Origin of the sequence: Gordonia sp. PvP123, assembly GCF_040547295.1 — a bacterium.
Lineage (GTDB): Bacteria > Actinomycetota > Actinomycetes > Mycobacteriales > Mycobacteriaceae > Gordonia > Gordonia terrae.
Genome location: NZ_JBEPPN010000003.1, coordinates 326,840 through 349,358, shown reverse-complemented (window position 1 = coordinate 349,358; position 22,519 = coordinate 326,840). Strand labels below are relative to the sequence as shown.

Below are 22,519 nucleotides of genomic sequence, written 5' to 3'. Positions count from 1 at the left end.
GTCAGGGTCCGGTAGGATTGCCGGTCGTGACCCTGCGCCTGTATGACACCGATTCCCGAGAGGTGCGCGACTTCGTGCCGCTGCACCCAGGCCAGGCGTCGGTGTACCTGTGCGGGGCGACGGTGCAGGGTGTGCCGCACATCGGTCACGTACGCAGCGGCATCGCCTTCGACATCCTCCGACGCTGGCTGACCCACAAGGGGCTCGACGTCCTGTTCGTCCGCAACGTCACCGACATCGACGACAAGATCCTCCGCAAGGCCGCGGACGCCGGCCGGCCCTGGTGGGAGTGGGCCGCGACGCACGAGCGCGCCTTCGACGACGCCTACCGTGCGCTGGGTGTGCTGGCCCCGTCGGCGGAACCCCGCGCGACCGGCTTCGTCACCCAGATGGTCGAGTACATGGAACGGCTCATCGAGCGTGGGCACGCCTACGTCGCCGACGGCAACGTGTATTTCGACGTTCGGAGCCTGCCGGACTACGGCTCGCTGTCCGGGCACCGGCTCGACGACGTGCACCAGGGCGAGAGCGCGGGAACCGGCAAGCGTGACCCTCGCGACTTCACCCTGTGGAAGGCGGCCAAGCCCGACGAGCCGTCCTGGCCGACACCGTGGGGACCCGGCCGGCCCGGCTGGCACCTCGAGTGTTCGGCGATGGCCACCTCGCTTCTCGGTGCGGAGTTCGACATCCACTGCGGGGGTATGGATCTCATCTTCCCGCATCACGAGAACGAGATCGCGCAGGCGCATGGTGCGGGAGATCCGTTCGCGCGCTACTGGTTACACAACGGCTGGGTGACCATGGGCGGCGAGAAGATGAGCAAGTCGCTGGGCAACGTGGTGTCGATCCCCGCGATGCTGCAGCGTGTCCGGGCCGTCGAACTGCGGTACTACCTCGGCAGCGCGCACTACCGCTCCATGCTGGAGTACTCGCCGGGTGCGCTCACCGAGGCGGCCGCCGGTTACCGACGCGTCGAGTCGTTCGTGGAACGGGTGGGCGCGCGTGCGGGCGAGGTGGTCGTCGGGGACGTCGATCCCGAGTTCGCCGCCGCACTCGACGACGATCTGGGCGTCCCGGCAGCACTCGCGGTCGTGCACAACGTGGTTCGGCAGGGCAACACCGCGCTCGAGTCCGGCGACGGCGCCGGCGCGCTCGCGGCGGCCTCCGCGGTGCGCGCGATGATGGGCATCCTGGGCGTCGACCCCCTCGACGATCGGTGGGCGGGGGCGGCCGACGAGTCGGCGGCCACCTCGGCGCTCGACGTCCTGGTGCGTGCGGAATTACAGCGGCGGGCAGACGCGCGCGCCGCCAAGGACTGGGCGACCGCGGATGCGGTGCGGGATCGACTGGCCGAGGCCGGCATCGAGGTCACCGACACCCCCGACGGTGCGCAATGGGCTCTGAAGGGTGAGGCGTGATGGCAGGCAATTCCAAGCGTAAGGGCGCGATCCGCAAGGACGGCACCAAGAAGGGGCAGACCGTCGGTTCGGGCGGCCAGCGCCGCCGCGGACTCGAGGCTCGCGGTGCGACGCCGAAAGCCGTTGACCGGCCGTATCATCCGGCCCACAAGCGGGCGAAGGCGGCGTCGAAGTCGGCGGCCGGCCGCAGTGGGGCACGGGCGCGGGACGAGGGCCCGGAGTACGTCCTGGGTCGCAATCCGGTCGTGGAGTGCCTCCGGGCGGGTGTGCCGGCCACCGCGCTGTACATCGCCACCAACTCCGAACCCGACGAGCGGGTCGCCGAGGCGGTCAAGATCGCCGGCGACTCGGCGATCTCCATCCTCGAGGTCGGCAAGCCCGAACTGGACCGCCTGTCCACCAACGGGATGCACCAGGGTATCGCCCTGCAGGTGCCGGAGTACCAGTACACCCATCCCGACGACCTGATGGCCGAGGCCAAGGCGAGCGGCACGCCGCCGCTGCTGGTCGCCCTCGACAACATCACCGACCCGCGCAACCTGGGCGCGGTCATCCGGTCGGTCGCGGCCTTCGGCGGACACGGCGTGGTGATCCCGGCGCGTCGCAGCGCGAGCGTGACGGCCGTCGCGTGGCGGACCAGCGCCGGTGCCGCGGCACGTCTACCTGTTGCCCGCGCCACCAACCTGACACGGACGCTGAAGGACTGGGCCGACGCCGGTGCGCAGCTCGTCGGCCTCGACGCGGACGGCGACGTCACGCTCGACGACTACGACGGCAGTGGCCCCACCGTGATCGTGGTGGGGTCGGAGGGCAAGGGGTTGTCCCGCCTCGTCCGCGAGAGCTGCGACTCGATCCTGTCCATCCCGATGGCCGGTGACGTCGAGAGTCTGAACGCCTCGGTCGCCGCGGGTGTGGTTCTCGCCGAGTTCGCGCGCCAGCGACGCCGGTAGCAGCGCCCGAGGCCGGTCAGGCCGGTGTGATGCCGATCTCGATCCCGGCCGCGGTGAGGGCGGCGCGCACCGCCTGTGCGTGTTCGACAGCGCCCGGGGTGTCGCCGTGCAGACAGACCGACGCGGCGTCCACGTCGATCAGCGTGCCGTCGATCGCGCCGATCCGGCCGGTCGTGACGAGTTCGACCACCCGGCGGGCGATCCAGTCGCTGTCGGAGAGCACGGCACCCCGGGTTCCGCGTGGTACGAGAGTGCCCTCCGGGGTGTAGGCGCGGTCGGCGAACGCCTCGGTGATCGTGTCGAGGCCGGCACGTCGGGCCCGTGCGAGCACCTCCGATCCGGGTAGTCCCATGACGGCCAGCCGGGCATCGACGCCGGCGATCGCCGTGACCACGGCGTCGGCCTGCTGCGCGTGGTGGACGACCGTGTTGTACAGCGCGCCGTGCGGTTTCACGTAGGTCACGGCGCCTCCCACCGAGCGGGCGAGCGCGTCGAGCGCACCGATCTGGTAGACGAGATCGGCGATGAGATCGGAGGTCGTCATCTCCATGAACCGCCGCCCGAAGCCGCTGCGGTCGGGGTAGGACACCTGGGCGCCGATCCGGACCCCCGCGGCGACCGCGGCCCGGCAGGTGGCGAGCAGGTCGGCCGGGGTGCCGGCGTGGAAGCCGCACGCCACGTTGGCGCTGGTGACGATGCCTAGCATCGCCGCGTCGTCGCCGACGCCCTCGCCGAGGTCGGCATTCAGGTCGATGCGCGCCGCGGCGGAACTCATGAGGGCATTTTAGGGGGTGCGTCGGCGGCCCGGGCCGGCCCGCCGACGGGTGTCCACGCGACCCGGTGGACGGAGTCCCCGTTTCGTCTACGGTGGGAGTATGGCATTACTCGACAGTAAGGTGACCACCCGCAACGGCGTGGTCGAGGGCGCCCGGGGGAAACGGCTGCGCAAGGGGACCATCAGCTGGCGAGGCATCCCGTTCGCAGCACCGCCGGTGGCTCACCGCCGGTTCCGTGCACCGGAGCCCGCACACGACTGGCCCGGTGTCCGCGACTGCACCAAGGTGGCCAAGGCGGCCATCCAGGAGAAGCGGTTCACCGCCATCGCGCCGGGCAGGTTCGCGCCGATGGCCGAGGACTGCCTGACGCTGAACATCTATTCGCCCGAGACCGCGTCGTCGGCACCGCGGCCCGTGATGGTGTTCATCCACGGCGGCGCATTCATCCTCGGCACGGCGGCCACCCCGCTTTACGACGGCGCCTTCCTCGCCCGTTCCCAGGACGTCGTCGTGGTGACGATCCAGTACCGATTCGGTCCGTTCGGCTTCCTCGATCTCGCCCAGTTCGCCACCGACGACCGACCGTTCGACTCCAACGTCGGCCTCCGCGACCAGATCGCGGCACTGCAGTGGGTCCAGGACAACATCGAGGCCTTCGGCGGCGACGCCGGGAACGTCACCATCTTCGGCGAGAGCGCCGGGGGAACGTCGGTGCTGTCCCTGCTGTCGGCACCGTCGACGACCGGGCTGTACCACCACGCGATCGCGCAGAGCCCCGCTCCGGAGCTGATCGTCGAACAGGACGCCGCGACGATCTACGCGGACGAATTCGTCCGCCTGTTGCGCGACCCGGAACGACGTGCGACCTCGCTCGAGCGCGATGAACCGCCGGTCGACACCGTCCACGCGCAACGCCTGCTCACCTCGCCCAATCCGGCCCTGCTGCTGGCGGCGGGAAACCGGCTGATGCGATTCGCCGCCAAGACCGCCGGCGGTGCGATCCCGTTCGCGCCCGTGGTCGACGGTGATCTGCTGCCACGGTCGCCGCTGGCCGCCGCCGCGTCCGGGCTGACCCAGCCGGTACCGCTCGTGATCGGCAGCAACCGCGACGAGGGCAAGCTGTTCGCCAAACTGTGGAACGTCCTGCCCGACGCCGAACGCACGCTGATGCGGGTGGAAGACGACGAGGTTCGGCGCGAGATCGCCTCGCACTACGAGGACGGCGACCGCGACCGCATCCGGCTGGCCGGCGACTCGATCTTCTGGGCGCCGATGAGCGCCTTCGCCGACGGACACAGCACGGTGGCCCCGACCTACGTGTACCGCTACGACTATCAGACGAAGGTGCTGGAGGCCACGGGCTTCGGCGCCACGCACGCCACCGAGCTGTTCAGCGTCTTCGGCGCCTACCGGGCGCCGATGGGGGCGGGTCTGGCCCTCGCGGACTGGCCCGCCACCGGGCGGGTCACGAAGAACGTCCAGACGCGGTGGGGCGGATTCGCCCGCACCGGCGATCCGGGGTTCGGCTGGCCCGCCTACACCACGACAGACCGCAAGGTCCTCGTCCTCGACGACCCCGACCACGTCGAGGCCGACCCGGACACCCTGCGCCGCCAGGCGTGGTACCGCGTGCACTCGCCGGCCTGAGGGTCACCCGAACTCCCACACCGACGGCGGGTCGGCGGCGAGGAACGACAGGACGAGCGGGTTGAACAACTCGGGCGACTCCACCGGCAGGATGTGGGTGCCCGGGATGACCGCCAGCCGTCCGCGCGGCAACGTCCGGGCGAGTTCCAGCGCGTGTTCGAGGCGGACGAGACCGCGGTCGGCGACCACCACGAGCGTGGGCACCTCGACCCCCGCAAACCCGGCGACGTCACATTCCGGTTCTGTCGTCAGCATCCGGGCCGCCTTGTCGAAGACCGTGTCGAAGTGCTCGGGGCCGTCGGGTGATGTGGTGTCGTAGTAGATCCGCAGGTAGTCCATCGTGACCGGATCGCGCCGCGTGACCTGGTCGATGAAGGCGTCGGCGGTCCGGCCTGCGGCGTTGAGGTAACCGCCGACGACGACCAGCCGCGCGACCAGGTCCGGCCGCTCGCGGGCGACGAGCAACGCGACCGCGGCGCCGTCGGCCCATCCCACCAGATGAGCCGGTCGGCCCACGACACTCTCGAGATAGACGATCGTGCGTTCGACGATCCGCTCGATGCTGAAGTCGCCCGGGAGGTCGGGGCTGTGACCGTGACCGGGCCGTTCGGGCACGAACAACTGCCGGCCGGCGTCGAGGAACGCGGGGATCTGGGTTCCCCACGAGGACGCCGAGGCGAACAGGCCGTGGAGCAGCACCGTCGGCGGGCCGTACGCCTCGCCCGCGGTGAAGTGCCAGATCGTCGCGTCGGCGATGTCGACGTAGACGCCGCCGTCGACGTGTTCGCCGGCGTGAACCTGTCGCATCGCGCTCCCTCGAGTTCGCCGGACTCCTCGACCTGCAGGACATGGTCCCAGAGTCGGGTGGCGGTTCGTGGCGTCGTTCGCGAATCGAAACGGCATCGATCCATCGGATGCACCCACCGGCCCGAGCGCGCGACGTGGGGATCGGGAGCGCGGTCGCGCGAAAATATGTGCCACCCCGTCCGGTGCGATAGGTTTCTACGGGGTGGTACTGGGTCGGGCAACGGGGGTCACTCGGAGGGTGACATATGCACGTGTCCTGGAGATTCCGCGCGCGCGGGCACGCGGCGCGACGTCGCGGGCCGGCGGTACTGCTGGCCGGCCTGTTGCTGGCCGGTGTCGCATCGGTGGGGGCGTGGACGGCCCCGCAAGCCGACGCGGCGCCCGGTGATCCGCCTGCGCCGCTGAGCCTTCGGGATCTCGGCTCGTCGTCGACCATCGCGTTCCCCGGTCAGCAGGGCGAGGTGAGCCTGTCGCTGGCCGTCCCACCGAATCTGACGCCGACCGAGTTGCGTGGTGTCACGCAGTATCCCGCGTTCGTCACCGGTGGGAACATCGACGTGCTGCAGGACGACCGGTTGATCTCCCGAACACCGATCAATCCGACTGTGAACTCGCCGATCTCGCTGTCGTTGCGCGGAGTGCGCGTGGAGCGCAACGCCGCTGACATCGTGCTACGGACCTATCTGCGCACCGCGGGCTCATGCCTGTTCGATCCCGACTCGGGCCTGCGCATCCAGAACGCCACGGTCACCTACGGCGGCCGGGAGGCCGAGCCGAACAGCGTCGCCGAGTTCCTGCCGCCGGTCCTGCGCAAGCTGACCATCTTCGTGCCCGCCGACGTCCGGCCCGCCGAGGGCGCGGCCGCGGTCTCGCTCGCCACCGCGGTGGTCGCGAATTACGGTGCGGCGACGGTGGAGATCGAGACCGGCTCGCTGCCCCGCGGTGTCGCCGCACCCACCGAGGAGATCGAGCCGCTCGAACGACAGGTGGTCATCAACTCGGATCTCCCCGACGGCCTGAGCCTGGGCCCGGGTGCCGGCTGGCCGGTGTTGCGTATCGGCGGCAACGAGGACGAACTCGCCACCCAGGTCGACTTCCTCACCTCCGATCTGTCGTCGATCGCCGTCAGCTCCGCGGCGGTCGCCGGACCGCCCTTTGCCGCACCGCAACTCGCGCCCGAGGTGACCACACTGGCCGAACTGGGCGTCGGAGACCAGCGCGTCTCCGCGACGGGCTGGCCGACCATCTCGTTCGGGATCGACCAGACCCGCCTGGGACGGCCGTCCAAGAACATCCGGATGCAGTTGAAGGGCACCTACACCCCGATGGGTGGTCAGATCGCGGTGTCGATCGGTGACCGGGTGATCGCGTCCTGGCCCGCGGATGCCTCCGGCAGCTATGACGCATGGGTCGACGTACCCGCCGACCTGCTGACGCGGTACACCGAGGTCACCGTCACCTACAACCACGGCGACGTCGGCGAACAATGCGGAACGGGAGTGCGTAGCTCGCTGAGCCTGGATTCCTCCGGCGAGGTGCGATCCGAGGTCGCCGACCCGCCGACGCCGTCCGGGTTCGCGTCGCTGCCGCAGGCCCTGATGCCGCGCAACTCGCTGGCCTGGACGACCGGTGACGTCGATGACGTGGCCCGCGCCGTGGCGCTCATGTCCGGCCTGCAGCGACTGTCGGCGGTGCGCCTCGGCGTCGACGTGGTGCCGCTCGACGACGCGATGTCCTCGTCCGCGCCGGCCGTCGTCATCGCGGCCGACGGCGAGGGACTGCCCGACCTCTCGCTCCCGGTGACCGCCGACGGCGGCACGGTCTCGGTGCTCAATCCCGACGGTCAGCGCGCCGAGGTCCTGCTCTCGCCGACCGTGCGTTTCGGCTCACTACAGGTGGCGCGCGACGCCGGACGTACCGTCCTCGTCGCGACCTCGACCCGGGACGCCGCCGACCTCGATGCCCTGCTCGACTGGCTGGCCGCCGACCCCGACCGCTGGCCGTCACTGAACGGGGACGCCCTCCTGCAGGTGTCCGGTCAGGAACCGGTCCTGGTGGTCGACGACAACGCGCAGGACTCGGAATCATCGGCAGGCGGCACGACGTGGGTGGCGTTCGCCGTGGTCGGGGTGGGCATCGTGGTGGTGGCCGCCGTCGCTGCGACGCTGGTCCTGCGCCGCCGCCGGCACCGGACCGCCGAGGGCTGATCGCCGTGCCCGAGGCGTCTGCGACGACCACGGCCCAGCCCCCGGACGCGGTCCCGGCCGCGGGACCGGGTGCGTCGGCGAGGGCGGTCGACGCGATCGTCGGAGTCCTCACCCGACGCAAACCGGAGACGCCGAATCAGGTGTTCGTCGACCACCCGGAGTATCTGGTCGCTGCCAGATGGCTGTTCCTGATCGGGTGCACGGCACTCGGATTCTGGAACACCATCATCGCGGTCGTCGACGAACTGATGGCGCAGACGCTGATCCTCTACGTCCCGGTGCTGATCGTCCTGTCCCTTGTGGCCGTCATCGGCGTGTCGTGGCGCGACGTCGACGAACTGCCGATCTACGACCGGCAGACCGACGTCATCGTGGGCATCGTGGTGCTGATCCTGGCGCTGGCGATGAAGTACCTGGTCAATCCGCGCTATGCGCGCGCGTACCTCACGACCCACATGGACCTGCTGGCCCTGTGGCTGTTCGTCCTCGGCGCCGCGATCATGCTGTTCGGACTGCGGCCGGTGGGTCGCTACCGGTGGGCGTGGCTGCTGCTCCTGCTCATCTTTCCGCCCCCGGTCCGCGCGGTGGTGCTGCTACTGGGCGGCACGTCGCTCGCCGCCGGCTTCGTCGTGGTCCTGATGGCGGTGGCCGCCACCGCCATCGCCGTGGGCCGGACATGGCAGCGCAAAGTACTGGCTGCGCTGCTGGCCGGCGCCGTCGGCCTGATCGCGCTGTTCCTGTTCGACGCGCTCGGCGCGCCCCGCAGCGTCGTGGTGCCGTTTCCCGCGCTGATCGCGGCGTTCGCGACGTCGGTGTTCATGCTCGTCGACTATCGGCGCCGCGGCGGGCGGAAGTGGTCTCCACCGGTGGCCGGGCAGATCACCCCACCCAAGGTCGCGTTCGTGGGTCGTCCCGGCCTGGTGGTGCTGCTCGCGGCGATCCTGTTGGCCCTCAACCCGGTTCCGCCGGTAGGGAGCAACTACCAGAGCAACCGGTATGCGCAGCTGGGCATCGGATCTCCGCTCGTGGTCCCGGCGGGGTGGCGCCAGGAGTCCTTCGGCGTCTACGGCTGGGTGTCGCGACTGTACGGCCCGGGCTCCGTGCTGATCCGGCAGGTCCTGGTGCAGACCCGCGGCGACCGGGCGTACGACAAGTTCGCCCGCCCCCGACGTGTCGTCGTCGACAGCGTGGACAGTCGGCGACCACTGGTTCTCGACGTCTACCAGGACATCTTCCGATACGACCTCTCCGAGGATCGGACCAGCATCCCGATCGAGGTGGAGCTGTCCAACGGGGTGCGCGGGAGGCTGTGGAGCATCGTCGACGACAAGCGCTATCTCACGTACACGGTGGTGTCGTGGCGGTGGAACAACGGCAACCGAACGCAGCAGATCATGTTGTGGGCGGTCGACAACCACGAACCGGAAGCCTATTTCCCGGAGCCGCGCATCACGATCCTGGCAAACATGAACTCGCTGATGACCATCTTGTTGCGCGGCGACTCGGTGCTGCTGGACACCGACCCTCAGCTGAAGGACCGGGCGCTGCTCGTCGGACTCGGCGGCGCGCTCATCCGGGCCCAACTCGGCGCCGGCCAGGGGGGCGCCTCGTGACCATCGAGGAGGCGGGTTCACGCGATGCCGACGCCGACGCACCGGGAGTCGCACGCAGTACGCGACCGACGCGGCCGGTGCCCGAGCTGCTCGCCGACCCGGTCTATCGCGCTCAGGCCCTCGAAGACGCCGTCAACCGGTTGCGCAACGCCGACGAGGACATGTCGGCGTCGGTGGCCTTCAGCCGGATTCAGAAGATCATCGGATTCACACTGCTCGGCATCATCGCCGTTGCGATGGTGCTCGAGCCGGTCGGGACGTGCGCGACCCTCGTGTCGATCGCGACCGTCGGATACGTGGTCACCCTCGCCGACCGCCTGGTGATCTTCCGGCGCGGACTGGTCAACGGCGCCATCCGGGTCTCCGACGACGAAGCCCGTTCCATCCCCGACGACGAGCTGCCCGCCTACACCGTCTTCGTCCCGGCCTACGGCGAACCCGAGGTGGTCGGCCAGCTGGTGGCCGCGATGGAGACGATCGAGTATCCGCGGGACAAGTTGCAGGTCCTGTTGCTCCTCGAGGAGGACGACGAGCCGACGATCGAAGCGGCACGCGGGGTGGAGGACAACGGGATAGTCACCGTCGTCCTGACACCACCTGCCCAACCCCGGACGAAGCCGAAGGCCTGCAACTACGGCATGCACTTCGCAACCGGCGACATCGTCACCATCTTCGACGCCGAGGACAAACCGGACCCACTGCAGTTGCGCCGGGCGGTCTACGTACTCAACAACTCCGGTGACGACTCGGTGGTCTGCGTCCAGGGAAAGCTGAGCTTCCACAACGTTCGCGACAACATGCTGACCGAGTGGTTCACCGCCGACTACGGGATCTGGTTCGGCTTCCTGTTGCCGGGCATGATGGTCAGCCGGGCGCCGATTCCCCTGGGCGGCACGTCCAATCACTTCCGGCGGGATGTCCTCGACACGATCGGCGCCTGGGATCCGTACAACGTGACCGAGGACGCCGATCTCGGTGTCCGCATCGCCGACCACGGCTACCGCACCCTCGTGCTCGACTCGGTCACGATGGAGGAGGCGAATGTCGACGCCATCAACTGGATTCGTCAGCGCTCCCGTTGGTACAAGGGCTACATGCAGACGTGGCTCGTCCACATGCGTCATCCGGTCAAGCTGTGGCACATCCTCGGACCCGTCGCCTTCGTGCGGTTCACCCTGCTGATCGCCGGCACACCCGTCATCGCCTGTCTCAACATGGTGTTCTGGCTCATCCTGGCGCTGTGGATCGGCGGACAACCGCCGGTCGTCGCCGAGCTGTTCCCCGGGCCGATCTACTATCTGGCGCTCATCTCGATGCTCCTGGGCAACGGGGCGGCGATCTACATGAACCTCATCGCGATCCGGGAGGACGACCGGAGCGAACTCCTGCTCTCGGCGCTGCTCATCCCGGCGTACTGGGTGATGATGAGCGTCGCCGCCATCAAGGGTATGTGGCAGATCCTGGTGAATCCGTCGTACTGGGAGAAGACCTTTCACGGTCTGTCGACCAGCAGCGCGGCGGAGCCGGCGGACGATGACCCCCAGAAGACCGGAGAGGCCACGTGACCCGCCGCGTCCCGCCCGGGGTGCTCATCTTCCTCGCGACGTGGATTCCGTACCTCGTGATCGGGGTCTACCTCGCCAGCGAGGTGCAGCTGTTCTTCGGCGACGCGCTGTCGCGCGTCCAGTCGGCACAGAGCGTGTTGTTCAGCCGGACACCGCATCTCGCCGCGATCGGTTTCATCTTCACCCCGCTCACCGCGATCGTCCAGCTGCCGCTGACCGCGCTGACCCCGTGGATCCCCGAGATGACGACGCAGGCGCTCTCGGCGGTGATCATGTCCTCGGCCTTCATGGCGGGTTCGGTGGTCCAGGTGTCGGGGATCGCGCGTGATGCGGGCCTGAGACCCCTTGTCGCAGGCACGTTCACGGTGTTCTACGCCATCAACCCGATGATCGTCCTCTACGCCGCCAACGGGATGAGCGAGGCGCCCTACCTGTTCTTCCTGGCCTGGGCGTCGCGTCGCCTGATCCGCTGGGTGTCCTCCGACGACGTCCACGAACTCGTGGTCGCCGGTATCGCACTCGGGCTGTCCTACCTCACCCGCTACGACGGCGGTGCCGCCGCACTGGCCGCGGCCTTCGTCGTCGGCTGGGTGACCTATCGGCGGCACGACCACCGAAAACGGGTGCCGCGCACGCTGCTCGACATCACGTTGGTCGTGGCGCCGAGCGCGCTCGCCTTCCTGGCCTGGGCTGCGGCGGGATGGCTCATCACCGGAGACGCCTTCGCCCAGTTCACCTCCGAGTACGGCAACGCCGCCATCATCGCCCAATCCGGTGGTAGCGGGTCGTCGACGGCCGGGGACGCGCTCAGGTTCTCCCTCACCGAACTCTTCATCCTCGCACCACTGCTTCCGATACTCATTCTCGGAGTCATCGGAGTCCGTGCCCGACGTCGTCGGCTTGCGGCGATGTTGCCCGCGCTGCTGATCGTGGCAGTTCTGGCGTTTCAGGTTTTTGGTTACTCACGCGGCTCGACGTTCGGCTTCCTTCGGTTCTACATGACCGTGGTCCTGCTCGCCGCGGTCATCGCCCTCTTGGCTGTGCCCCTGCGGAAGCAGGTTCCGATGCGTCGCGAGGGCGGGCATTCTGACATTCTGCCGGCACGCCCCTATGCCTCGCGTTGGAGTAACAAGATCGCCGCGACGATCGTGATCGTGGTGGTGGCCACCGCGATCCCGGTCACCGCCATCGGGATGACCTCGCCGAAGTACGCGCCGCAGGAGTTCGCTCTCGGCTCGGTGGTCGACCCGCAGCCGGAGTCGGTGGACCAGAAGTACCTCGACGAACAGCGGATTGTGCGGTCCTTCTCCACCGAGCGTGCGCTGGCGCAGTATCTCGACGATCTGGATCTGCCGGACGGCGCCGTCCTGTGCGACACCGTGTACGGCTTCGCGGTGGTGGTCCAGTCCACCCGGCCGCGCCAGTTCGTCATCCCGTCGGACAGTGACTTCACCCAGTTGCTCAACGACCCGGTCGGCGGCGGAGTGCGCTACCTCCTGACCGTTCCCCGGGAGGGGCGAGGTCTCGCCGACGCCATCAACGAGCGCTATCCGACCGTCTACGAGAACGGTGCCCAGATCGCCGTGCTCGAACTCGAGGCCCGCAATCAGGGTGCGGACCTGCCGGACTGGCGCCTGTACCGGCTCGTGTGACGGACAGTCCCGGTCAGGAGGCGTTCTCGCGCACCACGTTCCATGCCGGGTCGTTCGGTCCGATGTCGTAGGTGCACTCCGTCCCGCGCGGATCCGGCACGAAGGACCACAGCAGTGCGCCGGCGACCCCGGCGGCGCGGTGTCGCGCGATGATGGTCTCGAACTGCTGGGCCCGGCTCGCGACGGAGCCACATGAGCCGGCGTGGATCCCGATCTCGTTGACCACGAGTGGTTTACCGAGTTCGCGAGCCTGCTCCAGTCGTGCGCGCAGATTGCTGCCCGCGGGCCCCGATTCGGGATCGACGTCGGAACGGTAGTCGTGGAAGTCGAGCACGTCCAGACCGGCCGAACGCCCGACCGCGGTGAACCCGGGGCCCGCGAGACCGCACTGGTCGCCGCCCACCAGACCCGAGAAGATCGGGCGGTCCGCGTCGAAGTCGCGGAGGTGGGCACCGGCCTGGTCGAAGAACGATCTCAGCACGGCCGTGGCGTCGGCAGGGCAGGTGCGGTAGCGCCAGTCGCAGGAGGTGGCGCCGCATTCGCTGGCCTCGGGTTCCCCGACCAGTTCCCAGCCGGCGATCGACGGCTCGTCGTGCCACCGCGTCACCGCGATCTCGATCCACTCCGCGTAGGACAATCCGCCGACCCGCTCGTCGGTGCGCCAGCCGTCGACGTAGAAGTCGCGCTCCTTGAACCGCTCGTCCTCACAGTCGCCCGACCCGCCGGTGAGCACCGGCAGCACCATCTGCCGGTGCCGGGCCGCGGCCGCGAAGACGCGGTCGATCGGACCGAAGTCGAGCAGTCCGCTGCGCTTGTCGACGGCGAACACCGAGTACAGGTTGAAGCGGGTGAGTGCTCGGGGCGGGAGTTTGGCGAAGTATCCGTCCGCGTCGACCTGGGCGCCGCAACCGCGGTTGACCGACCAGTCGGTGCTGAGCTGGTAGGCGTTGAAACCGGAGGGCCACCACGGCTTCCCGTCGAGCATCAGACCGTCCGGGGTGGCCGAGGCCCGGTGCGACTGGGTCGACCGGGGAGGTCCCGGATCGGGTGTGCGCGCACACCCGGCAAGGCACAGCAGGGCGACGACGATCGCGGTCAGCAGCACCGCGAGCGCCCGCTTCGTCGTGCGTCGGTGGACCACAAGGAGCAGGCTACCCGTCACCTAAGGTGTCGGTATGTCGACCGGGTTTCACAGGGCGGGTACGGGAGTGGCGGGCGCAGCGCCCAGGTCGTGGCGGGCCGCCGCCGGCGCGCTGGCCGTCGTCGCGGTCCTGTCGGCCTGCGGCACCGACGCCGCCGAGTCCGGACCGCAGGGGACGAGCACGGCCGGCGCGAGCACGACGAGTCCGTCGCCCACCCCGTATTCCTCGGGCCCGTACTCGCCCACCGAGAGCGCGCCGGCGATCGTCTACCGCCCGCCTTACATCGAGCGAACCGAATGGACCGACACCGCAGTCGGCCCGAGCCTCTCGGTGTTCCCCACGAACTCGGGGCGTTACACCACCGAGCCCGGCGCGATGACCGCGGCGTGGGCGGAGGTCGTCGCGCTCGATCCCACCGCCGACACCCCCGGCATGCAGGCCCAATTCGACTGCCACTGGCGGTTCGCGCGCCTCGTCGAACCGGAAAAGCCCAGCTGGAACCTGGAACCCGGCCGCCCCGTCGTCGCCGAGGAGGACATGGTCGGCGCCGGTTGCAATCCCGGCTTCGCCGAGGAGTGACTCAGCGCGTGCGATGCACGCCGTGACTCAGCGCGTGCGATGCACGCGGCGGTTGCCGATGATCCGGCACACGACGTAGATCGCGAACGAGATGATCGTGACGAACACCGACACCGGCAGTTTGGGGGCCAGCGACATCAGCAACCCGCCCACCGCCGCGACTTCGGCGAACACGACCGACAGCACCAGCGTGCGCGTCGGATTCGACGTGACGCGCGCGGCCGCGGCGCCGGGGGTGATCATCAGCGACATCACCAGCAGCGCGCCGATGATCTGCACGCCCTGTGCGGCCGCGAGGCCCATGATGATCGCGAACACCACGGACAGCGTCCGGATGGGTACGCCCTGCGCCTGTGCGACACGGGGGTCGGTCGAGGCGAACAGCAGCGGCCGGTAGATCAGGGCCAGCACGACGACGACGATGCCGGTCGTGATGGCGATCGCGACGAGGCCGTTGATGCCCACGCTGACGACCTGCCCGGTCAGCAAAGCGAAGCCGGTGCCGATCCGGCCGTACAGGGCCAGGAACAGCACGCCGATGCCGAGGCCGAACGCCATGACGACGCCGATCACCGAGTCGCGCTCCCGCGCCTTGTTGCCGAGGAAGCCGAACACCGCCGCGGCGATGACCGCACCGATGACACCGCCGAGGTTCACGCTGAACCCGATCAGCAGGGCCGCCGCGGCGCCGGTCACCGACAGCTCGCTGGCACCGTGCACCGCGAACGACATCTGCCGCGCGACGATCAGGGGACCCAGCAGGCCACCGAGGAGGCCGAGCAGCACCATCGCGAGCAGCGCCTGCTGCATGAAGTCGTAACCCAGCAGGTCGACGGTGGTGGAGAAGTCCCAGAGGTCGCTCAACGAGCGATCCGCGGCGGTGTAGGTGATGCTCACGCCGGACCTCCCGAGCGCGCGACACCCGAACCCGTCTCCGCGGCACAGTGATGGGCGTCCTCGCCGCCGATCACGACGAGGCGGCCGTTGACGCGGAGCACCTCGACATCGCTGCCGTAGAGCTCGCTCAGTGTCTCCGTCGTCATCACCTCGTGCGGCTCGCCGATGCGGAACCGGCCGTCGACCAGGTACAGGACGCGGTCGACGTAGGGGAGGATCGGGTTGATCTCGTGGGTCACGAAGACCACGGCCGTCCCCGCCTCCCGGCGCCGGCGGTCGATGAGTTCGACGACCACCTGCTGGTTGGTGGGGTCGAGGCTGGCGAGCGGTTCGTCGCACAGGAGCAGTCCGGGATCGCTCACCACCGCCTGTGCGACCCGCAGCCGCTGCTGCTCACCGCCGGAGAGGACGCCGAGCGGCGCATCGGCGTACGGCAGCGCATCCACCGCGCGCAGAGCGCGGTCGACGAGTTCGCGTCGACGCGACCGTCCGCGCAGACCCACACCCCAGCGACCCCCGTCGACTCCGAACCCGACGAGGTCGCGCCCGCGGATGGCCATCGGGTCGGCGTCGTCCTCGGCGTGCTGCTGCGGGATGTAGCCGACCGCGTCGGTGGTGGTGACACTGCCGCGGTCGAGCGCGTACTGGCGCAGCAGGACCCGCAGGAACGAGGTCTTTCCCGAACCGTTCGGCCCCAGGACCGCGATGAATTCGCCGGGCTCGATGGTCAGGTTCAGGTCGTCCCAGAGGATCCGGTCGCCGAACGCGAGTCGGGCGCCGGTGAACGCGACCACGGGCCGGCTGCCCGTCTGCGATCCACCCCGGTCGGCGTCATCGTGGTCTGCCCCGCTCAATTGGAACCGGAACCCAGTGCCGCGGTGAGCGCGTCGATCTGGGCGCCCTGCCAGACGAGGTAGTCCGTGACGCCGTCGGGAAGGGTCTCGGTGAACTTCACGACCGGGACGCCCGCCGCACCCGCGACGTCGAGCATCGCCTGCGTCACCGGATCCACGGCCTGGGTGTTGTAGATGAGCACCTTCGCGCGGCGGTCGGCGAGGATGTCCTGGAGGGCTGCGCGGTCCGCGGCCGCCGGCGACTGGCCCTCTTCCACGGCCTGGGTGAAACCGGCCGGCGCGATGTCGACGAGTCCGGCCTCGGTCAGCATGTAACCCGCGAGCGGCTCGGTCTGCGCGACCTCGGTGCCCGCATGCTGCTCGCGGATCGTGGTGAGCTTCGCCCGCAGGCCGTCGATGCCCGTGGTGAAGGTCTCGGCGTTGGCGCGATAGGTCTCCGCGTTGGCCGGGTCCTGCTCGGCCAGGGCGTCGGCCACCTTGTCGGCCACCTGGGCGACGACCGGCAGGTCGTAGAAGACGTGCTCGTTCTGGTCGTCGTGCGAGTGGTCGTGGGCGCCGTCGGAGTGGGCACCGTCGGAGTGGTCACCTTCGGCGTGGTCGGCCTCGGCGTGCTCGTCGCCCCCGAGCAGGCCGAACGCGTCGACCGCGGTCGCGTCGGAGTTGGCCGCGGCCTCTTCCATGTAGGAGTCGTAGTGGCCGCCGTTGAACACGAGGATGTCGGCGTCGGCGATGGTCGCGGTGTCGGCGGCGGACGGCTCGAACTCATGGGGGTCGCCGTCTGCGTTGTTGTACAGCGCCGTGACCTGGGCCTTGTCCCCGGCGACGGCCGTCGCCACCGAGCCCCACACGTTCGTGGAGGCGACGACGGTCGGCGGGCCGTCGGACCCGCCGGAATCGCTTGAGCAGGCGGACAGCACCAGGGCGGCGGCAGACAGCACGCCGGCCGCGGCCAGCAGGGATTTCTTCATCGACAACCTTTACGCAAATGACAATCGTTACCGAAAACAGTCTAGGTGATCGCGCCGGCGGGCGTGCAGGGTGTCCGCGCGCCGGGGGACGCGTCACCCGATGCGGCGTTTCTCTATGGTGGAGACCATGACCTCCAGCCCGTTCCCGCGGCGTGTCGCGCTGATCTCCGTGCACACCTCGCCGCTGGCGCAACCGGGTACCGGGGACGCGGGGGGAATGAACGTCTACGTGTGGCAGACGGCGACCCGGCTGGCCCGTCGAGGGGTCGAGGTCGAGATCTTCACGCGCGCGACGTCCTCGGCCGACGCGCCGTCGGTCGCCGCCGCGCCGGGGGTCACGGTGCGCAATGTGGTCGCCGGACCGTTCGAGGGCCTCGACAAGCGCGACCTGCCCGCCCAGCTGTGCGCGTTCACAGCCGGGGTGCTCCGCGCCGAGGCGGCCCAGGCGCCCGGCCACTACGACGTGATCCACTCGCACTACTGGCTCTCCGGCCAGGTGGGCTGGCTCGCCCGCGACCGGTGGGGGGTTCCACTGGTACACACCGCGCACACCCTCGCCGCGGTCAAGAACGCGTCATTGGCCGAGGGCGACACGGCCGAGCCCCAGCTCCGCGTGATCGGGGAGCAGCAGGTCGTCGGCGAGGCCGATCGGCTGGTCGCGAACACGCAGACCGAGGCGGCCGAACTGCTGTCGATGTACGGCGCCGCCGCCGACCGCATCGATGTCGTGACTCCGGGCGCCGATCTGGACTGCTACACACCGGGATCCGCCTCGGCGGCGCGCGCGGCACTCGGCCTCGATCCCGACGAGATGATCGTGACGTTCGTCGGGCGCATCCAGCCGCTCAAGGCCCCGGATCTCCTCGTGGCCGCTGCCGCGCCGCTCATCCGCGAGTCCGCCGAGTCCGGCCGAAAGCTGCGACTGCTCATCGTCGGCGGACCGTCGGGGTCGGGCCTGCAACGACCCACCGCACTGATGGACCAGGTCGCCGAACTCGGCATCGCCGATGCGGTGACCTTCCTGCCACCGCAGCCGGCGGATCGTCTGGTGCAGGTCTACCGGGCGTCGGATGTCGTTGCGGTGCCGAGTCATTCGGAGAGCTTCGGGCTGGTCGCGATCGAGGCGCAGGCATGCGGGACGCCCGTCATCGCCGCGAATGTCGGCGGTCTCGGCGTGGCCGTCGACGACGGCCGGACCGGCGTCCTCGTCAACGGGCACGGGGTCGGCGACTGGACGAACGCGCTCGAGAAACTCCTCGCGCAACCCGAACGTCTCGTCGAGCTCGGCCACAACGCCCGTTCCCACGCCGAGCAGTTCTCGTGGGAACACACGGTGGATCAGCTGCTGGAGAGTTATGGCCGCGCCATGCGGTCCTTCGCCGCCCACCGGAGTCCGGAGTCGCCCGACCCGTCGGCGACGGCTGCGGCTCGCGTCCGACGCCGCTGGCGGCGCCGGCGCAACCGGGTGACCGTCTGAATTCACCGAAGAGAGGATGCCGTGAGCCGCACCGAGGTCGTCGACCTGCTCGAGAAGACGCTGGGCGAGAACGAGATCGCCTTCACACGCAAGAGCGGCGGCGGCGCCGACGTCGACCATGTGGTCGTCGAGTTGCCCGGCGAACGCAAACTCAAGACCACCGTGCTGCTGACGGCGAGCGAGCACGGTGTCCGAGTGGAGGCCTTCGTCTGTCGTCGGCCCGACGAGAACCACGCCGGGGTCTACAAACACCTGCTGAAGCGCAATCGCCGGCTGTACGGCGTCGCCTACACCATCGACAACACCGGTGACATCTACCTGGTGGGTCGGATCTCCGCCGATGCGTTGAGTTCCGGCGAGGTCGATCGCATTCTGGGTCAGGTCCTCGAGGCCGCCGACGGCGACTTCAACACCCTGCTCGAACTCGGCTTCCTCACCTCGATCCGGCGCGAGTGGGCGTGGCGGGTGTCGCGCGGTGAGTCCCTGCGCAACCTGCTCGCGTTCGAGCACCTGATCGACAAGGAGTCCCTGCCGGAGGCCGGGGCGCCGCTGGAAGGCCGCTACGTGCCCGGCGAGTCGGTCGTCGAGGGTGCAGACCAGGCGACTGACGTCGGGTCGAAATCGGACGAATCGTAGACTCGTCGCGAGAGGTCCACGTCACATCGTGTCAATAGTCGTTGATACGATGCGGGCGAGAAATTCCCCAATGGAGGTGTCATGAGCTTCACGAGTCCGTTCCCTGACGTCGAGATCCCCGACGTGAGCGTGTTCGAGTTCCTGTTCGGTGCGGTGGCCGAGGAGGATCTGGGACGCACCGCTCTGGTCGATCCGAAGTCGGGGGCGACGACGACGTATGCGCAGTTGATCTCGCAGATCGATGCGGCGGCGGGTGCGTTGGCGTCGCGGGGGATCGGTGTGGGTGATGTGGTGGGCATCCTGTCGCCCAACATCCCGGCGTTCGCGACGGTCTTCCACGGCATCTTGCGGGCCGGCGGCACCGCGACGACGATCAACGCGCTGTTCACCGGGCCCGAGATCGCCAAGCAGCTGCGGGATTCGGGCGCGAAGATGCTGGTGACGATCTCGCCGATGCTGGAGCAGGCCAAGGCCGCCGCCGCCGAGGTCGGGCTGGCGGATGCGGATCTGATCGTCCTCGACGGCGAGGGTCAGGACGCCTCGGGGCATCCGAACGCCGCCGATCTGTTGGGGGCGGGACTGTCCGCGCCGGAGGTGTCGTTCGATCCGTCGACGCATGTGGCGGTGCTGCCGTATTCGTCGGGGACGACCGGCAACCCGAAGGGTGTGGCGCTCTCGCACCGCAACCTCGTCGCCAACGTCGCCCAGATCCGTCCGCTGCAGGGCATGGGCGCGGACGACGTGGTGATCGCGGTGCTGCCGTTCTTCCACATCTACGGCATGACGGTGCTGCTCAACGCCGCCCTCTACAACCGGGCGTCGCTGGTGATCATGCCGCGCTTCGATCTGGTCGAGTTCCTGGAGAACATCCAGAACCACAAGGTGACGATGGCCTACATCGCCCCGCCGGTGGCGGTGGCGCTGGCCAAGCACCCGATCATCGACAACTACGACCTGTCCTCGCTGCACACGATGATGTCGGGGGCCGCACCGCTGGATGACGAGCTGGGTCAGGCGGTGGCCAAGCGTCTGGACCTGCACATGCTGCAGGGCTACGGCATGAGCGAGTTGTCACCGGTCAGCCACATCATCCCGGCCGACACCCCGGGTCTGCTGGGGCAGCAGGATCCGCCGCTGTCCTCCACGGGCTGGGCGGTGCCGAACTCGGAGAACAAGATCGTCGACCCGGCCTCGGGCGCGGAGATCGAGCTGCCGAGCGAAGGGTTGTCCGAACCCGGCGAGCTGTGGGTGAAGGGCCCCAACGTGATGCTGGGTTATCTGAACAACGAGCAGGCGACCGCCGACACCATCGACGCCGACGGTTACCTGCACACCGGTGACATGGCGCAGGTCGATCCGACCTGTTGCGTCTACATCGTCGACCGGCTCAAGGAACTGATCAAGTACAAGGGCTACCAGGTGCCGCCGGCCGAGCTCGAGGCGCTGTTGCTGACCAACGACAAGATCGCCGACGCGGCGGTCATCGGCGTCATCGAGGCGGAGTCCGGTGAGGAGATCCCGAAGGCGTTCGTGGTGCGTCAGCCCGATGCCGACATCTCCGCCGAGGAGGTCATCGAGTTCGTGGCGTCGAAGGTCGCCCCGCACAAGAAGGTTCGTGCGGTGGAGTTCATCGAGGCGATCCCGAAGTCGGCCTCGGGCAAGATCCTGCGCAAGGACCTCCGGAAGTAGTTCCGGCTCGTGACACCCGTATGACGTTGTGCCCGGAATCCGGGCACAACGTCATACTCTTCTGTGCTCAGGGGATCTCGTGCGGCGGGATGTCGTCATACGCCGAGGTGGCGGCAGTTCCCGAGCGCTTGTTCCACCAGTAGGTGAGGGCCCACAGGACGATGCCGAGGAGCAGCAGCCAGCCGGCGACGACGTACTGCTCGGGGTCACGTCCGGTGATCGGCAACGTCAGGTAGCCGCAGGTGACCGCGCCGAGGACCGCGATGGGTGTGTAGGTGCGGAAGTGCTTGTGCCCCACCTTGTCCTTGCGCAGCACCAGAACCGACACGTTGACGACGGTGAACACCGCGAGCAGCAACAGTGCGGTGGTGCCGCCGAGCAGGCCGACGATCGAACCCTCGGGATCGGCGCTGACGTAGGTGAGCAGGCACAGCGCGATGACGGTGGTGAAGACGATGGCGGCGAAGGGCGTCCGGCGCCCCGGGTGCACATAGGCGAGGAACTTCGGGAGCACGCCCTGCTTGGCCATGCCGTACAGCAACCGGCTGGCCATCATCATGTTGATGAGCGCGGTGTTGGCGACGGCGAACATCGAGATCCAGGGGAGCAGGTCCGACATCGGGAAGTCCGGGGCCGCGGTCTGCACGACGTCGACCAGCGGGGTCTCGCTCTCGGCGAGGACGCCGACCGGGACGATCGCCACGGCGCAGATCGCGATGAGCACGTAGACGACCGCGGTGATGCCGAGGCCGCTCAGCATGACCTTCGGGAAGATCCGGGTGGGTTCCTTGCACTCCTCGGCCATGTTCACCGAGTCCTCGAACCCGACCAGGGCGAAGAACGCCAGGGACGTCGCCGCGGTGACCGCGATGAAGACGTTCTTGTCGTCGGGACTCTCGAAGGCCACCACCGCATCCCAGTGATCGGCGTTGCCGCCCACGATGAACCAGTAGCCGATGAACAGCACCAGGAGCAGGCCGGTCAGCTCGACGAGGGTCAGGACCACGTTGGTGCCCACACCTTCAGCGACGCCGCGGAAGTTGATGAACATGACCAACAGCAGGAATCCGATGGCGATGGCGAACAGTGCCGGACTCGTGGCATCGGGCTTGTCGCCGCTGAAGGCGGCCAGCATGTTCACCGCGAATGCGCGGGATGCGGTGGTCGCCGACGTGATGCCCGAACACATGACGGTGAACAGCACGATGAACGTGATGAAGTGGACGCCGAATGCCTTGTGTACGTACAGCGCGGCGCCGGCGGCCTGGGGATACTTCGTCACCAGCTCCAGGTAGGAGAACGCCGTCAGCGTCGCCACCGCGAAGGCGATCAGGAACGGCAACCAGGCCGCGCCGCCGACCTCGCCGGCGACCTGACCGGTGAGCGCGTAGACGCCGGTGCCCAGGATGTCGCCGATGATGAACAGCAACAACAGCTTCCAGCCCAACACGCGTTTGAGCTCGGGCTGCTTCTCCGCATTCTGGCCGGTCGCGCCGGCGTCTGTACTGGCTGTCATGCGCTCACGCTAGACCTGCCCTGGTCCGTTCGCGCGGCGAATCGACGGGTTCTTTACCATTTCGCCGATCCGCGGCGTTCACCGGGGGTCGGCCAGGGGCGGGGCCGCCGGTGCGGAGAGGTCGCG

18 protein-coding genes are annotated in these 22,519 nt (G+C 68.9%); 11 read left to right on the top strand and 7 right to left on the bottom strand.

What is annotated here, in order from left to right:
- The first annotated feature begins 26 nt into the window (after positions 1–26).
- Together cysS and rlmB are read left to right on the top strand one after the other, a co-directional pair.
- Positions 27–1,418, top strand: a complete 1,392-nt coding sequence (cysS, locus tag ABIC25_RS06995) for a cysteine--tRNA ligase (RefSeq protein ID WP_354560604.1) — start codon at positions 27–29, stop codon at positions 1,416–1,418.
- Positions 1,418–2,368, top strand: coding sequence for a 23S rRNA (guanosine(2251)-2'-O)-methyltransferase RlmB (gene rlmB, locus ABIC25_RS06990; RefSeq protein WP_004020893.1), 951 nt, complete (start codon positions 1,418–1,420; stop codon positions 2,366–2,368). The genes cysS and rlmB overlap by 1 nt, the downstream gene beginning before the upstream one ends.
- A gap of 16 nt (positions 2,369–2,384) precedes the next feature.
- Here the strand turns inward: rlmB and ABIC25_RS06985 are convergent, their stop codons facing one another.
- Entirely contained in the window at positions 2,385–3,143 is a 759-nt protein-coding gene (locus ABIC25_RS06985; RefSeq protein ID WP_354560602.1) for a LamB/YcsF family protein, read from the bottom strand.
- Between the two features lie 100 nt (positions 3,144–3,243).
- On the opposite strand from ABIC25_RS06985, the gene ABIC25_RS06980 reads away from it, so the two are divergent.
- Entirely contained in the window at positions 3,244–4,791 is a 1,548-nt protein-coding gene (locus tag ABIC25_RS06980) for a carboxylesterase/lipase family protein (protein ID WP_354560601.1), read from the top strand.
- Positions 4,792–4,794: 3 nt separating this feature from the next.
- Here ABIC25_RS06980 and ABIC25_RS06975 read toward each other — a convergent pair whose 3' ends face one another.
- A complete protein-coding gene (locus ABIC25_RS06975) occupies positions 4,795–5,598 on the bottom strand; it encodes an alpha/beta fold hydrolase (protein WP_239400019.1) in 804 nt (267 codons plus the stop codon).
- A gap of 245 nt (positions 5,599–5,843) precedes the next feature.
- On the opposite strand from ABIC25_RS06975, the gene ABIC25_RS06970 reads away from it, so the two are divergent.
- Genes ABIC25_RS06970 through ABIC25_RS06955 form a run of 4 tightly spaced genes read left to right on the top strand, consistent with a single transcriptional unit; the run spans position 5,844 to position 12,635 of the window.
- Positions 5,844–7,805 (top strand): hypothetical protein, encoded by a 1,962-nt coding sequence (locus ABIC25_RS06970; protein WP_354560599.1) that lies wholly within the window; start codon positions 5,844–5,846, stop codon positions 7,803–7,805.
- Between the two features lie 5 nt (positions 7,806–7,810).
- A complete protein-coding gene (locus tag ABIC25_RS06965) occupies positions 7,811–9,418 on the top strand; it encodes a hypothetical protein (RefSeq protein ID WP_354560598.1) in 1,608 nt (535 codons plus the stop codon).
- Positions 9,415–10,983, top strand: coding sequence for a glycosyltransferase (locus ABIC25_RS06960; protein ID WP_004020887.1), 1,569 nt, complete (start codon positions 9,415–9,417; stop codon positions 10,981–10,983). Before ABIC25_RS06965 ends, ABIC25_RS06960 begins: the two co-directional genes overlap by 4 nt.
- Complete coding sequence (locus ABIC25_RS06955; protein WP_354560597.1) at positions 10,980–12,635, top strand: glycosyltransferase family 39 protein; 1,656 nt, start codon at positions 10,980–10,982, stop codon at positions 12,633–12,635. The genes ABIC25_RS06960 and ABIC25_RS06955 overlap by 4 nt, the downstream gene beginning before the upstream one ends.
- 13 nt (positions 12,636–12,648) lie before the next feature.
- Here the strand turns inward: ABIC25_RS06955 and ABIC25_RS06950 are convergent, their stop codons facing one another.
- Complete coding sequence (locus tag ABIC25_RS06950; RefSeq protein WP_354560595.1) at positions 12,649–13,797, bottom strand: beta-mannosidase; 1,149 nt, start codon at positions 13,795–13,797, stop codon at positions 12,649–12,651.
- Between the two features lie 13 nt (positions 13,798–13,810).
- On the opposite strand from ABIC25_RS06950, the gene ABIC25_RS06945 reads away from it, so the two are divergent.
- Positions 13,811–14,356, top strand: a complete 546-nt coding sequence (locus ABIC25_RS06945) for a DUF2599 domain-containing protein (protein WP_239400009.1) — start codon at positions 13,811–13,813, stop codon at positions 14,354–14,356.
- Between the two features lie 27 nt (positions 14,357–14,383).
- Here ABIC25_RS06945 and ABIC25_RS06940 read toward each other — a convergent pair whose 3' ends face one another.
- From ABIC25_RS06940 to ABIC25_RS06930, 3 genes are read right to left on the bottom strand one after another with little or no spacing between them, the layout of a single operon-like run.
- Positions 14,384–15,253, bottom strand: a complete 870-nt coding sequence (locus ABIC25_RS06940; protein ID WP_033205332.1) for a metal ABC transporter permease — start codon at positions 15,251–15,253, stop codon at positions 14,384–14,386.
- Complete coding sequence (locus tag ABIC25_RS06935; protein WP_354560593.1) at positions 15,250–16,107, bottom strand: metal ABC transporter ATP-binding protein; 858 nt, start codon at positions 16,105–16,107, stop codon at positions 15,250–15,252. The genes ABIC25_RS06940 and ABIC25_RS06935 overlap by 4 nt, the downstream gene beginning before the upstream one ends.
- Positions 16,104–17,075 (bottom strand): metal ABC transporter solute-binding protein, Zn/Mn family, encoded by a 972-nt coding sequence (locus tag ABIC25_RS06930; protein WP_354560591.1) that lies wholly within the window; start codon positions 17,073–17,075, stop codon positions 16,104–16,106. Before ABIC25_RS06930 ends, ABIC25_RS06935 begins: the two co-directional genes overlap by 4 nt.
- A gap of 127 nt (positions 17,076–17,202) precedes the next feature.
- Between ABIC25_RS06930 and mshA the strand changes: the two genes are divergently transcribed.
- The 3 genes from mshA to ABIC25_RS06915 all read left to right on the top strand — a co-directional run bounded on the left by mshA (position 17,203) and on the right by ABIC25_RS06915 (position 20,877).
- Entirely contained in the window at positions 17,203–18,552 is a 1,350-nt protein-coding gene (gene mshA, locus ABIC25_RS06925) for a D-inositol-3-phosphate glycosyltransferase (protein WP_101820229.1), read from the top strand.
- A gap of 21 nt (positions 18,553–18,573) precedes the next feature.
- Positions 18,574–19,188, top strand: coding sequence for a type III secretion system chaperone family protein (locus ABIC25_RS06920; protein WP_004020514.1), 615 nt, complete (start codon positions 18,574–18,576; stop codon positions 19,186–19,188).
- Between the two features lie 81 nt (positions 19,189–19,269).
- Complete coding sequence (locus ABIC25_RS06915) at positions 19,270–20,877, top strand: AMP-binding protein (protein WP_354560589.1); 1,608 nt, start codon at positions 19,270–19,272, stop codon at positions 20,875–20,877.
- 67 nt (positions 20,878–20,944) lie between these two features.
- On the opposite strand, the gene ABIC25_RS06910 is transcribed toward ABIC25_RS06915, so the two are convergent.
- Complete coding sequence (locus tag ABIC25_RS06910) at positions 20,945–22,393, bottom strand: APC family permease (RefSeq protein WP_239399997.1); 1,449 nt, start codon at positions 22,391–22,393, stop codon at positions 20,945–20,947.
- Between the last annotated feature and the right edge of the window lie 126 nt (positions 22,394–22,519).